We start from the raw sequence: 13,152 nt of genomic DNA, 5'->3' as shown, positions 1-13,152 counted from the left end.
GCGTCGAACACGACACGCGCGTCACCACCGGACACGACCGGAACGAGCGGACGCCGGAAGCCGACGGGCACGGCGTCCGCTCACCCCTGCCCCTTGACAAACCCACGCCCATATCAGGGCGTGTCTCTTAAAGCCTTGAGCCAGATGGTGATGGCGCGTAGGACGACGCCGCCGCGATAGGTCAGGGCGAGTTTGTCGTAGCGGGTGGCCAAGGCGCGCCATTGCTTGAAGATGTTGAATCCGCGCTCGACGACGTTGCGGCGCTTGTAGGCCTCGGTGTCGTAGGTGACCGGGCGACCACCCTTGGCGCCGCGGCGCTTGCGGTTGGCGATCTGATCATCGCGTTCGGGGATGACGGCCTGGATGCCGCGCCGGCGCAACAGCTTGCGGTTGGCCCGGGAAGAGTAAGCCTTGTCACCCAGCGCCCGGTCGGGCCTGGTGCGTGGCCGGCCCCCACCCAGGCGCGGTACCCGCAGGGCGTTCATCACGTGCTCGAACATCGGGGAGTCCCCGCCCTGCCCGGGCCCGAGCAGCATCACCAGCGGCCGCATGTTCCCGTCGCACAGGTGGTGGATCTTCGTCGACAGGCCGCCGCGGGAGCGGCCGATGGCGTGATCAGGCGGCTCGATGCGCAGATTCGTGTAATTCGTCAGGTCCCCCTGTGTCCCGGGGCAGGTTGGTGGCGTGCTGATGGGCGCGGTTGATCGTGGAGTCCACCGAGACTTCCCAGTCGATCAGCCCGGCGGCGTCGGCATGGGCCAGCAGGACGCTGTGGATCTTGTCCCACGTCCCATCACCGCTGAAGCGGCGGTGCCGCTTCCACACCGTCTGCCACGGCCCGAAGCACCCGGGTAAGTCCCGCCACGCGATCCCGGTCCGGTAGCGATAGATGATGCCCTCCACCACGGTGCGATGATCGGCGAACGGCCGACCACGACGCCCCTGCGAGGACGGCATCAACGGAGCAATCAGCTCCCACTGCGCATCAGTCAGCAACTCCGTTCGAGACACACACCGAGCGTTCCAGCGACCAGCCCAAACCTTTGGGAGACACGCCCTAGTACTACAGTCGCGTTTATGGCGTGTGTCCGCGGCGTAGATAATGGTGTCGTCGGGCGGTGTGTTGGTGTTTTCGGCGCCAGCGTGACCGGTGGAGCACTCGCGCGGGGTCGGCGGGCGCATTCAGCACGAGCGCGGCGATGAGGTGTCGGATCTCGGGCAGGCTCAGCTCGACGAGGTCTCCGTCTTTGTCTCCTCGAGCCCCCTTTTTGACCGGGTGACGGTGAGGAAGGCGTGGGCGAGCATGGAGAGCGTGATGTGCCGGTACCAGCCGGTGTACTGCCGGACTTGGTAGTGGTCCAGCCCGGTCTGCCCTTTCGCCGTTTGGAAGGTCTCCTCGATCGCCCATCTCGCGCCGGCGACGCGGACCAGCTCGCCCAAGGCGACGCGCTTGGGGCCGTGGCAGAGGTAGTACGCGAGCTCTGACGGGTCGGTGAGGCTGCGGCGGGCGAGGAGCCAGTACTCGGCATCCGGGTCGCGTTCCCCGTTGATCCGGGCGCGTGCCCACGCGTATCGGCGGTCGCCTTTCGAGCCCGCGCCGGCGGACCTGGTCCGCCACGCCGTGGCTGGGAGCTCGCCGATGAGCGCGTCGGCGCGGTACTCCTTCCCGAGGATCGACACGGTGGTCTTCGCGATCACCCGCTGGCTGGACGGCACGGCGAGCACGTACGACATCCCGCGATCCTCGAGCGCCTTGCGGAGCCGGTAGTACTGGCCGTAGACGGCATCGCCAGTCACCCATGATGCGGGGACGTCGGCATCGATCGCGCGGGCCAGCATGCCCATCGCGAGCTCCGGCTTCGTCTGAAACCCGCGCTCCTTCGGGACACCGGCGCGGGCGCAGCGGGCACGGTCCTCGGTCCACGTCTTCGGCAGATACAGCTCCCGATCCAGGAACGTCCGGCCCGTGGGTGTCGAGTACGTCAGGAAGACGCCGACCTGCGCGTTCTCGATCCGTCCCGCCGTGCCCGTGTACTGCCTGGCCACGCCCGCGGACCGGTCGCCCTTCTTCAAGAACCCGGTCTCATCGACGATCAGGATTCCGGCACGGTCGCCGAGGTGCTCGACCACGTAGGAGCGGAGATCGTCACGGACCAGGTCGGGATCCCAGTCCGTGGTCGACAACAGCCGCTGCATCGGATCCGGCGTCACCTGACCGGCGTGCTCCGACAGCGTCCACGAGTTCTTCCGCTCCTGCTCCGACAGCAGCCCTCGCACATACGCGACAGCGTTCCGGCGCGGCTCCGAACGAGCGAACCGCGGCCCGATCAGACCAGCGACCTCATCCAGCTCCGCCGCCCACTCCCGCACATCCGCCACAGCAATATCGTCACCCACCGCCAAGGGTTAACACGATCATCACCCACAACGGCGCTAACGCGCCGCACCACGCAAAATAAACGCGACTGTAGTACTAGTCGAGGTGGAGTTGACCACCAAGACGCTGCAGCGCTATCGAGACATCCTCCCGGACCACGTGCGCCGCATCCAGGGCGGCGTCGAACGGGTGGTGTACCTCACGACGCCCGAGGCGGGTCGCGCGCTGACGCGCGAGGTGCAGCGCCTGGTGCACCCCTCCCTGCAGCCGCATTTTCTCGTGCTACCGATCATCGACGAGCGGGGCCGGCTGACCGACGACGGTTTCACCGGAGCGTGGGAGGAAGCGCCGGCGCCGGTGGTCGTGCCGGCGGCGCCGACCACTCCCCCGCCGCTGCCCAACCAGCTGCCCGTGTGGGGAGGTCGAGACTGATGAGTGACCAGCCGCGCACGCCACAGTCGGACCCAGCTTCCGACGCGCTGACCGGGATCGTCACGACGGTGCTGGGCGCCGTCGCCGCAGTGATCTTGCTCCCCCTCGCGATCCCGTGGCTGGTGACCACGATCGGTGGGTACGCGATCGCGAAGCGACATGCGTTCTGGATCACCTACCGCTGGCAGTGGGCCGTGAACACGATCGGCGTCATGGTGGTCGCCGTAGTGATCGCGTACGAAGCAGCCCAGATCACCGAGTGGGTAGGCTCCGGCGCCGCGAAGGCGTTGCTGGACACTGATCGGTGGTGGGAACCGCTGTGGGCCGGCGCGTGGCCCTGGCTGCTGCTCAACCTCGCGCTGGGGCTGCTGCTGCTGCCGGTCACCTGGTCGATTCGTCGTCGACGGATCGCGGAAATGGTGCGACGGCGCACCATTCCTGATGTGCTCACCCAGGAGCACATCGAGAGCGCTCGTAAGCGTGCTGCGGATCTCGTAAGCGCACGCCGGCTCGGCGTGCAGCTGGACCCGCGCACCGGGGCACTCTCGGCCGGGAAAGGAACGAGCATCGACGCGCCGGCAGGCGCGATCGCTCTCGTGAGCCGCGCGACTGTCTCCTCGTTCGCGGAGAAGTTCGCGGACCGGCGCGAGATCTCCGACTGGACCGATCCCGCGGGACGGTTCGTCACCCTTCCCGCCGCTGCGGGCGCGATCCGCGTCATGCAGCTGGCCGAGAGCGGCAGCGGCAAGACGGTTCTGATGCACCACGCGATCGTCGAGGTGCTGCGTCGAGGCTGGCCGGTGACGTTCATCGACGCCAAAGGCGACCCCGAAGATGCGGACGAGCTCGCGGAGCTCGCCCGCTCACTGGGATACACGGTGCGGATCGGCGAGCCATGGAATCTGTTCACCGGCACGACGTCGCAAATCACGACCAAGCTGCTGCGGACCATCCCCGTCAGCCACGGGGATGGAGCGTTCTATCGTCGCGAGGCGGAGCAAGCACTGCGCGCGATCCAGTCCCACGCTCCCCTCACGGGGATGCGCGACCTGTTCTCCCGCCTCAACGACCCGACGGACCACGTGCGCGACCAGACGCAGCTGAGCAGTCTCCTCGCGCCCGTCGACAAGATCGGCACGCTGCGCAACGAGCGCATCCGGGACACACTGCTTATGGCGCTCGAGCCCCTGGAGCCCTACCTGGCTGCCGCGGGCTGGTCCTATGGGGATGGCGGCGCCGATCTGACGATCGTTCCCCTCTCCCCCGCCGACGAGGCCGAAGCGCGCGTCGGAGATCTCATGCTGTTGGATCTGCGCCAGTGGATGACGACGAGGCTGCGCGGCCGCGACAAATCACCCGGCGTCGTGTTCGTCGACGAGTTCGCGCAGCTGGTCACAGCCGACAGCGACCCCGGCGACACCGCGGGAAGCATGTTCGAAACTGCGAGGTCCGCAGGGCTCGGTCTGTGGCTGGCCGTGCAGTCGGTCGCGGGGATCTCCAACGACGAGACGCGGCGAGAGCGCGCACTGTCCAGCGGCGCCGCCCTCATCTTCGGACGGTCGAAGGCGCCCGAATCCGTCGTCAGCTACGCCGGCACGGTGATGCGGCTCGAATCTTCAGGTGCCGCCACGGGCGACGAACTGCGCTCCGCTCGAGCACAACACACCTACGTCGTGCCGCCGCAGGACGTACGCCAGGCGAGCATCGGGCAATTCTGGCTCGTTCAGAGCGGCGGACTCCTCAGCGGCCGCGCACTCCCGCCCAGAAAGCCGGCCACTCCCCCGCGGAGGTGACCTCCCGGGTCGCGCTCCAGATGTCATCCTTCGCGGCGGCAAGCCGGCAAATCCGTGAGAGGGAAGGAGCGCAGTGATGAGCGCTAAATTACGCGGCGCGCGCTCGGGAAAGGACCCTGATCACATCTCGTCAGATTGCTCCGCGAAGCGCACGTCGACGCTGAGGGCTGTCAGGACGTTAGTGAGTGTGCGAAGCGTAGGATTTGCGGGCTCGCCTGAGACCGTGAAACCTCGCTCGATCGTTGCGTATGTCTCCGTGGAGATCTCCGCGGCTTGAGCGGCTTGTTCCTGTGAGAGCCCGGCGGCAAGCCGTGCTTGATAGACGATGTCCGAGAGCTGTGCGGCGGACGCACGGTGCCGTGCTCTGCCCATGTTCGGGTCGCGATCGGGCACAGCATCAAACACCCCCATATGCCCAGAGTGGCCCAGTGCACCAGCGGCTGCGACAGATACCTGTGGATAGCGCGACGGAGTGGGGTAAAGAGGCTCTTCGGACATCCGGTGGGGGGGTCATGGGGTGAGTCCGCCGGCGGTGAGGAGCATGCGGAGGCGGTAGTTCTCGCGGTTGCGATAGCCGCGGGCGAGGCGGCGGTGGAGCTCGATGATCCCGTTGATCGCCTCGGTGCCGCCGTTGTTCGCGCGGCTCGTGGTGAAGTACGCCAGGAACGCTGAACGCCAGCGGCGGAGGGTGCGGCCGAGGCGGGCGATCTCGGGGATCGGGCAGGTGTGGAACGTGTCGACCACCCTCTCGGCGATCCGCCGCCCCTCGGTCAGGTCCTTCGCGTGGTAGGCAGAGCGCAGCTGCTGTGCGCACTGCCACGCGACGAACACCTCGTCGTGCGCAGGATCGGCCTCGATTGCCGCGGTCAGCCGGATCCGCTGCTTGTCGGTGAGGTTCTCGGCCCCGGCACGGAGGATGGTCTGAATCCCGTAGAGCGGGTCGCCCTTCCGACCGCGATGCCCGAGGGTGTCTTGCTGGACGCGGCGGCGGACCTCGTCGACGGCGGCGGTGCCGAGCTTGACGACATGGAACGCGTCCAGCACAGCGACCGCGTCTTCGAGCGTGTCATCGATCGCAGTCTTGTAGCCCGCGAACGGGTCCAGCGCCGCCACCTTCACGTTCTTTCGGAACGCTTCGCCCCGCTCGCTGAGCCAGGACGCGTATGCCTTCCCCGATCTGCCCGGCACGAGGTCGAGCAGCCTGGCCCGCGTCTTCCCGGTGCTGTCGCGGCTGAGGTCGACCATGCCGGTCAGTTCCTTCGGGCCCCGCTTGCGGTGGTCGACGTGATGCCAGATGTGCTCGTCGACGCCGAGCGTGGTCACGTTCTCGAACCGGGACTCGTCGGCTGCCAACCGCACCAGTTCAGGCTCAACAGCCCGCCACACCGTCTTCCACGATGTCCCGAGCTGACGACGTAGTCCTTCGATCGTGGCGTGCTCGCGGCGCAGCTGCCCGATCGCCCAGTCGACGGCTCGCCTTGTGAGCGACCCGCGCCGAGCGACCAGCGAGGGAAGCTGCTCCACGAACGTCTTCTTGGCACAGCCCACGTCGCCGCATCGCCAGACCCGTTGCCGCCAGACGATCCGCACCCGCGTCACGCCCGGCACGTCATGCAACACTCGACGGCGGCGCCCTCGACCGATCGCCACGACCCCGCACAACGGGCACCCGGTCGGCGCCGCCGGTGTCGAAACGGTGACGATCAGCAGCCCGTCGCGGCGGTCAACGTGCTCGACATGGACGCCGTCGAGACCGACCAGCAGATCGCAGCGGTAACACGGATCAGCGGCAGAGCGCGCGTCAGCGCACCCCGAAGTAGGGTGAAGCACGTCGAGGTCCTCGTGATGGATCAGCAGTTGGCGCTACTGATCCTCGGGGACCTCGACCCCTACCCGCCGACCATCACCCGGCGAGCCTCACCCCCACCGCATGTCCGAAGAGCCCCCAATTCCCTTGGTCACCCCGGTGTGAACCATGCACCCCGGGCGGGCCATCCCCGTATCGGTGCACACCGTGCGTAGCGAGCTTTCCCGGAATCTCCTTGTGTCCTGGCGTTAACACGGGTGTCGTAGCATCGCATTAGCACCGCGACCACTCCTGAGAGTTGCACCCGGGATGAGGTGAATGCATCGTGACGGCACCGGGGTATGAGTTCAGCGTCTGGGAGCGCTACGCCACCGAGTTCACACTGGCTTTCGGTGACAATCCGTCGCGCATCCGGGCGGTGCGGGTGGCCTACTTCGAGCACGAGTTCGATGTGGACTTGATTGCGCAGCTCAGCGGTTTTCCTGTTTGGAGAATCCGACAGGCGTTGTCCCAGGGACTTCCACAGGCGAGCTGAAGAATCGTCGACCAGAGTCCCAGAACTGCTCGCCCATCTACCATCCCCTTGCGGGCACTGCGCGGTGAGGGGACGTCAGCGTGCGACGGTTCGGCCCGGGCGCGATGTCTCCCCTTTCACGTCTGAGTGGCCATCGGTCTGATCGGGCCATGAGCAGGATCAGTTTCGCGCGTCGCCCCCGCCCTCTGGTTCCGCGCTGCGGGCGTCATCGTCGTGGCAGGCTTCTTCGCGTCGTTGGTTACCGGTGTCTGCTGCCCCGGCGCCCCCGCCAGCGGAACATCGACGTGCGGAACGTTCGAGCGCTTGACCGCCGGGATCGACAGATCACGTGGCTCTGGCTCGCACGGACGGTCATCGTAGGCGCCATCGCGGCGCTCGAGGTGGGCGTCTTCGGTCGAGTCACCCTTGGCCGACTTCCTTGCGGGCATGGCACTGTTCGGGAGCTCGAGCGGACGCAGGGAGGTCATGAAATTGCCTTTCGCGGATAGCGGAGGCGTTGAACGCTGCGTTCACCTATGGTTGGGGTCGTGGTCGCATTGCGCCCATACGATGTGCGGCGAACCCGAAAGGTGATCACCGGCTACATGAACTCGCCCCTCAACGAGCCGCCGCTCGGCGGAACCATCGACCACATCCTCTCGATCCTGCCGTCGCTCGTACCGAGCGCGCAGCGCGTCGCCCGCATCTGCGCCGAGCGACCCCACGACGTGGTCGACATGTCGGGCGCCGACCTCGCCGAAGCCGCCAACACGTCGCCGGCCACCGTCAGCCGCACCGCCCAGGCGCTGGGGCTGCGCAGCTTTCAGCACCTGCGCATGCTGCTCGTGCGTGACCTCGCCGCCGACGCCACCGCCGCGCCCGACGCACCCGCCGGCACCGAGGGCTTTCTGCGGTGGCTGGCCGAGGGGCGGGTGGGATGCTGCAGACCGCGCTCGCCTCGATCGACCCGGTCGCGTTCGACGCCGCTGCCGACGCCATCGCCCGCGCGCCGCGCCTGCTGATCTCGGGCACCGGCGCCTCGCACGCCGCCGCCCAGGCGTCGGCCGTCGCGTTCGCCGTCAACGGCCGGCCCTGCGAAGCGCCCGCTGACGGCGTGGTCGCCCACCTCACCGCCCGCGTGCTCGCCCCCGGTGATGTGTGCCTCATCGTCAGCTCGAGTGGCGCCAACTCGGTGACCCTCGCGGTTGCGGACGCCGCCGTCGACGCCGGCGCCACCGTGATCGGGGTCACGAGCTTCGCCCGTACCCCGCTCACCACCCGCGCCGACCACCTGCTCGTCGCCGGTGCGCGCTTCCAGGCGTGGGATCAAGGCATTCTCGGCAGCGGGCTCGTACAGCTGCTCGTGCTCAACGCCCTGCAGATCGCCGTCGCCGACCGCATGAGCGACGCCGCCGACCGCGCGCGCCTCGCGGTGCGCGAAGAGGTGCTCGACATCGTCGCCGACGACGGCTCCGACGCCGAGGCATCCGACGTGCCAGACGTTATCGACCACGGCGATGGGCGTTGACACTCCGTTTGCAGGAAATTCACTTTCCTCGATTGCAATAGCTCTGCAAGCGGATTTCGCGGGAAGGCCCCGGTTCGTCAGGTCGCTTGCAGAAGGCGACTCATGGGAACGATCCAGCTCTCTGGTGTCGGTCGCTCCTTCAAGAGCACCGCCGCCGTCAGTGATATCGACCTGATCATCGAAGACGCCGCCGCGCAGATCACCGAGTCCACCGGTGCCCCCTCGATGAGCGCGTCGTGCGTGATCACCGGCGGCAGCTGGTGCATGCAGGGCCTCTTCCTCTCGAACGGCGCCCAGGTGCTGAGCGATGACCGCACGACGATCGAGTTCGGCTCGGACGCCGCGATCGATACGGTCGCGACCTTCACCGAGATGTACGAGGACGGCGTGCTCACCAACGAGGACTTCACCAGCCAGTACGAGGCGTTCGCGCAGGGGAAGACCGCGATCCACGTCAACAGCTCGGCCCTGCAGGGCGCGTTCATGATGGGCGCCGAGGCCGGTGGCTGGACCCTCGACGCTCACACCCTGCCCGCGTTCGGAGACCAGGCGGTCGTGCCCACCAACTCGGGCTCGTTCCTCGCGATGTTCGCCACCGACCCCGCCAAGCAGGCCGCCGCGTGGGAGCTCATGCAGTTCATGACCAGCCCCCGCGCCTACGAGATCATCTCGACCCAGATCGGGTACCTACCGCTGCGCAGCAGCATGGCCGACGAGGGCGGACCGCTCTATGACTGGGTCGAAGCCAACCCGCTCGTGAAGCCCAACCTCGAGCAGCTCGACGCGCTCGAGCCGTGGGTGTCGTACCCCGGCGACAGCTACGCCCAGGTCGACCAGGTGCTCGCCACCGCCATCGAAGACGCGGTCTTCTACGGCGCCGACCCGGCCGCCACTATGACCGAGGCCGCCGAGCGCGCGCAGGGGCTGATCGAATGACCATCGACCTCGACCTGACGCCTTCGGCGACGGATGCCGCGGCCGCTTCGTCGCCGGATGCCGCGACCGCGGCGCCTCGTGAGCGTCGCCACGCCGTGGCCGGCCTCTACAACCTGCGCGACACCGGCGGCTACCGTGCAGCCGGCGGCACCAGCCGGTGGGGCAAGCTGCTGCGGTCAGATGCTCTGCACCGCATCGACGCGACCGGTCGCGACCGGCTGGCCGAGATCGGCGTCGCCCACATCATCGACCTGCGCGGCGGCGACGAGCGCGCCACAGCGCCGAGCGCGGTCGACGGGCTCGAGGTCACCGTGCACCACCTGCCCGTGTTCGACGACGCCGACCCGGCCGCGCAGGCCACCACGCACGTCGGACTCGTGCCCGTCTACGACCACATCGTCGACGAGCGCGGGGCGCAGCTGGTCGACGCGATCCGGGTGATCATCGCGGCTGACGACGACGACGCGGTGCTCGTGCACTGCACCGCCGGCAAAGACCGCACCGGTCTCGTCGTGGCCTTCGCGCTCGCCGCCGCCGGGGTCGACCGCGACGACGTCGTGGCCGACTACGCCGCCACCGCCGAGAACCTGCGCGGCGAGTGGTCAGACGCGATGACCGCCGTCTTCGAACAGCGCGGCATCGAACTGACCGCGGGAATGGTCGAACTCATCACCGAGAGCCCCGCCGAGGTGCTCGAGGCGCTGCTCGAGCGCATCGACCGCGAGCACGGGTCGATCAGCGCCTACCTCCTCGCCCACGGACTCACCCCCACCGAGCTCGAGCGTCTCACCGCCGTGATCATCGACCCCGCCGCCACCGCGGTCTGATCGGAAGGAACACACACCATGTCGCACATCGCGAGCCAGCATCCCGCTCCCGAGCACTTCATCCTGCATGTCTCTGACACCCACTTCGTGGGCGACGGCGACCTGCTGCACGAGCGCATCGACAGTGACAAGAACCTCGCAGAGCTGTTCGACGGCTTCACCAAGGCCAACGCCCGCCCCGAAGCGATCGTGTTCACCGGCGACCTCGCCGACACCGGCCGCCCCGACGCCTACGAGCGCCTGCGGGCCATCGTCGAGCCCGCCGCCGAGAAGCTCGGTGCCCAGGTGATCTGGGTGATGGGCAATCACGACGAGCGCGTCGCGTTCCGCCGCGGCCTGCTCGACGAGGAGGCCGACCAGTCCGAGCCCGTCGACCGCGTCTACGACGTCAACGGTCTGCGCATCATCGCGCTCGACTCGACGGTGCCCGGGCAGCACCACGGCGAGATCAGCGACGAGCAGTTGGCGTGGCTGCGCCGCGAGCTCGAAGTCCCCGCGCCCGACGGCACCCTCATCGCGCTGCACCACCCGCCCGTGCCGAGCCCGGTCGGGCTCATCGCCCTGATCGAGCTGCGCGACCAGGAGCGCCTCGCCGAGGTCATCCGGGGCACCGACGTGCGCGGCATCCTGGGCGGTCACCTGCACTACTCGACCACCAGCACGTTCGCGGGCGTGCCCGTGTCGGTCGCGTCGGCGACCTGCTACACGCAGGACCTCGCCGTCGCCTACCCCGGTGCCCGCGGCCAGGACGGCGGCCAGTCCTACAACCTCGTGCACGTCTACGGCGACCGGGTGCTGCACTCCGTCGTGCCGATCGGGCAGTTCCCGACCGTCTACGAGATGACTCCCGAGATGCTCGAGGCGTTCATGAACATGACCCCCGACGAGCAGCTCGCCGCCGTCAACGCGCTCGCCGCCGTCAACGCGTCGGCGGGAGAGTAGTCAGCCCGTGAACAATAATGTCTCGTATCTACATCTCCTCGAACGGAGCAGTTCATGACGGATTCCACGCTCGGCGCAGTCTCTGCGACCGCGATCACGAACACCAGGGTCTTCGACGGACACAGTCTGAGCGCCCCCACGACGGTCGTCGTCCAGCCCGACGGGCGCATCGGTGACGTATCAGCGGATGCGGTCGTCGTCGGTGCCGCTGTCGTCAACGCGGAAGGTACGGTGCTCCTTCCTGGCCTGATCGACTGTCACATGCACCTGAAGGGGCGCGAGTCCCTCGAGACGCTCGCCACGTACGGTGTCACCACCGGCCTGGACATGGCGACATGGCCCGCATCACAGTTCCAGTCGTTGCGGGGACTGAGGGGAGTCGCTGACTTCCGCACCGCCGGCATGGCGGCGACATCTCAGGGCAGCACGCACAGCCGCATTCCGACCTATCCGGACGTCGCGCTGGTCGATTCCCCCGACAAGGCGGAGCGGTTCGTCGAGGTGCAGGTGGCAGACGGGGTGGATTACATCAAGATCATCGCCGATCTGCCCGGTCCCACCCAGGACGTGCTCGATGCACTCGTGGCTGCTGCGCACGCGCGGGGGCTCAAGGTCATCGCGCACGCAGCCCTGTACGAAGCTGTGCGTATGAGCCTCGCTGCGGGGGCCGACATGATCACCCATGCTCCACTCGACCGCGCGCTCGACGATGCGACGGCTGAGACGATGCTCGCCCAGGGCACGGTGTTCATCCCGACCTTGACGATGATGAAAGGCATCGCCGCGAATCTCACCGCAGCGGGCGTTCCCGGTGTGAGCTATGCACACGCCCACGAGAGCACGCGCGCGATGCATGCCGCGGGCGTTCCGGTCCTGGCCGGCACCGACGCCCACATCGGGTCCTTCGGCGAGAGCATGCACGACGAAGACGCCTACATCGGGCTCCTCGAACGGGCAATGCCGCCATACGGCGAGAGCATGCACGACGAACTCGCTCTGCTCGTGGACGCCGGCCTGTCAACAGCCGAAGCGCTGCGCGCTGCCACCTCGACGGCCGCGCACGCGTTCTCACTCGACGATCGGGGGGCGATCACCCCCGGATTGCGAGCCGACCTCGTGCTGGTGGACGGCGATCCGCTCACCGACATCGCTGCCGCGCGTCGCGTTCTGCGTGTGTGGTGCGGCGGCATCGAGGTGTGAGGGCGTCCTCTCGACCGCGGTGTCACTCCACGGCGGTGTTCGCGCCGTGGTGCCACGCGAGCACCCGGTTCTCGACGACGATGAGCAGCAGGTTGAACACGTACCCGAAGATCCCGATGAGCACGATGCCCGACCACATGTCCGTGATCGCGAACGACCTCTGCGACTGAAGAACGAAGACGCCGATCCCGTTGCCTCCCGCCATCATCTCGCTCACGACGACCATGATGAGCGCGAGCGAAAGACTCGTGCGCATTCCGGCAAAGATCTGCGGAGCTGCCGCGGGAAGTGCGACCTGCAACTCGTAGCGGAACCAGTGGATGCCGTACACCCGGGCGGTCTCGCGCAGTCCGGGGTCCATTCCTCTGATTGCAGCTTCGGTATTGAGGAGCACGGGCCAGAGGCAGATGAAGGTGATCAGAATCACCTTCGCGGTGTCGTCGAGGCCCAGCACGATGATGACGAGGGGAATCAACGCGACCGCAGGGATCGCGCGCAGGAACTCGAGCACGGGTGCGAACATCGCCTGGAGGCGGTGCGCCTGACCGAGAACGAACCCCACGACCACGCCGATGACCACAGCGCCGATGAACCCGATCATCATCCTGGAAAGACTCGGCAAGACGTCGCTCGCCATCCGCGCGAAGAGCCAGTTCTCCTGGAAAGCGACTAGACGCTATGAGTGGTTGAGCCTGAGGCCTCCGCTCGCGTAGACCGTGGGTTGCGGGCCGGTCTTCCGGCTTCGCCTATCCACATACGTGAGGGAGGCCCCAGTTGATATCTGAGCGTACGAGTG

Annotated in this window: 15 protein-coding genes; 9 read left to right on the top strand and 6 right to left on the bottom strand. The window is 67.7% G+C overall.

Annotation, left to right across the window (positions count from 1 at the left end):
- Positions 1–113: 113 nt before the first annotated feature.
- Together IR155_RS14865 and IR155_RS14860 are read right to left on the bottom strand one after the other, a co-directional pair.
- Positions 114–957 (bottom strand): IS5 family transposase gene (locus tag IR155_RS14865; RefSeq protein WP_241186004.1). Its coding sequence is split into 2 segments (ribosomal slippage): positions 114–650 and positions 652–957, totalling 843 coding nucleotides; the frame shifts between segments, so codons are not numbered across the junction.
- Positions 958–1,224: 267 nt separating this feature from the next.
- A complete protein-coding gene (locus IR155_RS14860; protein ID WP_047519100.1) occupies positions 1,225–2,397 on the bottom strand; it encodes an IS701 family transposase in 1,173 nt (390 codons plus the stop codon).
- A gap of 91 nt (positions 2,398–2,488) precedes the next feature.
- Here IR155_RS14860 and IR155_RS14855 point away from each other — a divergent pair, with 91 nt between their 5' ends.
- Entirely contained in the window at positions 2,489–2,809 is a 321-nt protein-coding gene (locus tag IR155_RS14855) for a hypothetical protein (protein WP_135115570.1), read from the top strand.
- Positions 2,810–2,877: 68 nt separating this feature from the next.
- Positions 2,878–4,602 carry a type IV secretory system conjugative DNA transfer family protein gene (locus IR155_RS14850; protein ID WP_135115569.1) on the top strand — a complete coding sequence of 575 codons (1,725 nt, stop codon included), beginning with the start codon at positions 2,878–2,880 and terminating at the stop codon, positions 4,600–4,602.
- A gap of 120 nt (positions 4,603–4,722) precedes the next feature.
- Here the strand turns inward: IR155_RS14850 and IR155_RS16380 are convergent, their stop codons facing one another.
- Together IR155_RS16380 and IR155_RS14840 are read right to left on the bottom strand one after the other, a co-directional pair.
- Positions 4,723–4,974, bottom strand: coding sequence for a helix-turn-helix transcriptional regulator (locus IR155_RS16380; protein WP_409366565.1), 252 nt, complete (start codon positions 4,972–4,974; stop codon positions 4,723–4,725).
- 138 nt (positions 4,975–5,112) lie between these two features.
- On the bottom strand, positions 5,113–6,432 hold the full coding sequence (locus IR155_RS14840) for an ISL3 family transposase (protein ID WP_231729493.1): 1,320 nt from the start codon (positions 6,430–6,432) through the stop codon (positions 5,113–5,115).
- 302 nt (positions 6,433–6,734) lie between these two features.
- Here IR155_RS14840 and IR155_RS14835 point away from each other — a divergent pair, with 302 nt between their 5' ends.
- Positions 6,735–6,944 carry a hypothetical protein gene (locus tag IR155_RS14835; RefSeq protein ID WP_045245741.1) on the top strand — a complete coding sequence of 70 codons (210 nt, stop codon included), beginning with the start codon at positions 6,735–6,737 and terminating at the stop codon, positions 6,942–6,944.
- A 116-nt stretch (positions 6,945–7,060) separates the two neighbouring features.
- Here the strand turns inward: IR155_RS14835 and IR155_RS14830 are convergent, their stop codons facing one another.
- Positions 7,061–7,411, bottom strand: a complete 351-nt coding sequence (locus IR155_RS14830) for a hypothetical protein (RefSeq protein ID WP_005052795.1) — start codon at positions 7,409–7,411, stop codon at positions 7,061–7,063.
- 117 nt (positions 7,412–7,528) lie between these two features.
- Here IR155_RS14830 and IR155_RS14825 point away from each other — a divergent pair, with 117 nt between their 5' ends.
- The 6 genes from IR155_RS14825 to IR155_RS14800 all read left to right on the top strand — a co-directional run bounded on the left by IR155_RS14825 (position 7,529) and on the right by IR155_RS14800 (position 12,356).
- Positions 7,529–7,945: a MurR/RpiR family transcriptional regulator gene (locus IR155_RS14825; RefSeq protein ID WP_165801295.1), complete on the top strand. Its 417-nt coding sequence runs from the start codon at positions 7,529–7,531 to the stop codon at positions 7,943–7,945.
- Positions 7,861–8,451, top strand: a complete 591-nt coding sequence (locus IR155_RS14820; RefSeq protein ID WP_005052796.1) for an SIS domain-containing protein — start codon at positions 7,861–7,863, stop codon at positions 8,449–8,451. The genes IR155_RS14825 and IR155_RS14820 overlap by 85 nt, the downstream gene beginning before the upstream one ends.
- A gap of 102 nt (positions 8,452–8,553) precedes the next feature.
- Positions 8,554–9,387, top strand: a complete 834-nt coding sequence (locus IR155_RS14815) for an extracellular solute-binding protein (RefSeq protein ID WP_005052797.1) — start codon at positions 8,554–8,556, stop codon at positions 9,385–9,387.
- Positions 9,384–10,214: a tyrosine-protein phosphatase gene (locus IR155_RS14810; protein ID WP_005052798.1), complete on the top strand. Its 831-nt coding sequence runs from the start codon at positions 9,384–9,386 to the stop codon at positions 10,212–10,214. Before IR155_RS14815 ends, IR155_RS14810 begins: the two co-directional genes overlap by 4 nt.
- 18 nt (positions 10,215–10,232) lie before the next feature.
- Positions 10,233–11,156, top strand: coding sequence for a phosphodiesterase (locus IR155_RS14805; protein WP_135115567.1), 924 nt, complete (start codon positions 10,233–10,235; stop codon positions 11,154–11,156).
- Between the two features lie 54 nt (positions 11,157–11,210).
- Entirely contained in the window at positions 11,211–12,356 is a 1,146-nt protein-coding gene (locus IR155_RS14800; protein WP_135115566.1) for an amidohydrolase family protein, read from the top strand.
- Positions 12,357–12,378: 22 nt separating this feature from the next.
- Here the strand turns inward: IR155_RS14800 and IR155_RS14795 are convergent, their stop codons facing one another.
- On the bottom strand, positions 12,379–12,960 hold the full coding sequence (locus IR155_RS14795) for an ABC transporter permease (RefSeq protein ID WP_005052801.1): 582 nt from the start codon (positions 12,958–12,960) through the stop codon (positions 12,379–12,381).
- Positions 12,961–13,152 lie beyond the last annotated feature (192 nt).

The sequence above is a fragment of the Microbacterium paludicola genome (assembly GCF_015235415.1).
GTDB lineage: Bacteria > Actinomycetota > Actinomycetes > Actinomycetales > Microbacteriaceae > Microbacterium > Microbacterium paludicola.
This window is presented reverse-complemented; position numbering and strand designations above follow the sequence as displayed.

Excerpts from the sequence above, each read along its gene's own strand:
- IR155_RS14805 (WP_135115567.1), top strand. The coding sequence starts at position 10,233 with ATGTCGCACATCGCGAGCCAGCATCCCGCTCCCGAGCACTTCATCCTG.
- IR155_RS14815 (WP_005052797.1), top strand. The coding sequence starts at position 8,554 with ATGGGAACGATCCAGCTCTCTGGTGTCGGTCGCTCCTTCAAGAGCACC.
- IR155_RS14795 (WP_005052801.1), bottom strand. The coding sequence starts at position 12,960 with ATGATGATCGGGTTCATCGGCGCTGTGGTCATCGGCGTGGTCGTGGGG.
- IR155_RS14810 (WP_005052798.1), top strand. The coding sequence starts at position 9,384 with ATGACCATCGACCTCGACCTGACGCCTTCGGCGACGGATGCCGCGGCC.
- IR155_RS14830 (WP_005052795.1), bottom strand. The coding sequence starts at position 7,411 with ATGACCTCCCTGCGTCCGCTCGAGCTCCCGAACAGTGCCATGCCCGCA.
- IR155_RS16380 (WP_409366565.1), bottom strand. The coding sequence starts at position 4,974 with ATGGGCAGAGCACGGCACCGTGCGTCCGCCGCACAGCTCTCGGACATC.
- IR155_RS14800 (WP_135115566.1), top strand. The coding sequence starts at position 11,211 with ATGACGGATTCCACGCTCGGCGCAGTCTCTGCGACCGCGATCACGAAC.
- IR155_RS14820 (WP_005052796.1), top strand. The coding sequence starts at position 7,861 with ATGCTGCAGACCGCGCTCGCCTCGATCGACCCGGTCGCGTTCGACGCC.
- IR155_RS14825 (WP_165801295.1), top strand. The coding sequence starts at position 7,529 with ATGAACTCGCCCCTCAACGAGCCGCCGCTCGGCGGAACCATCGACCAC.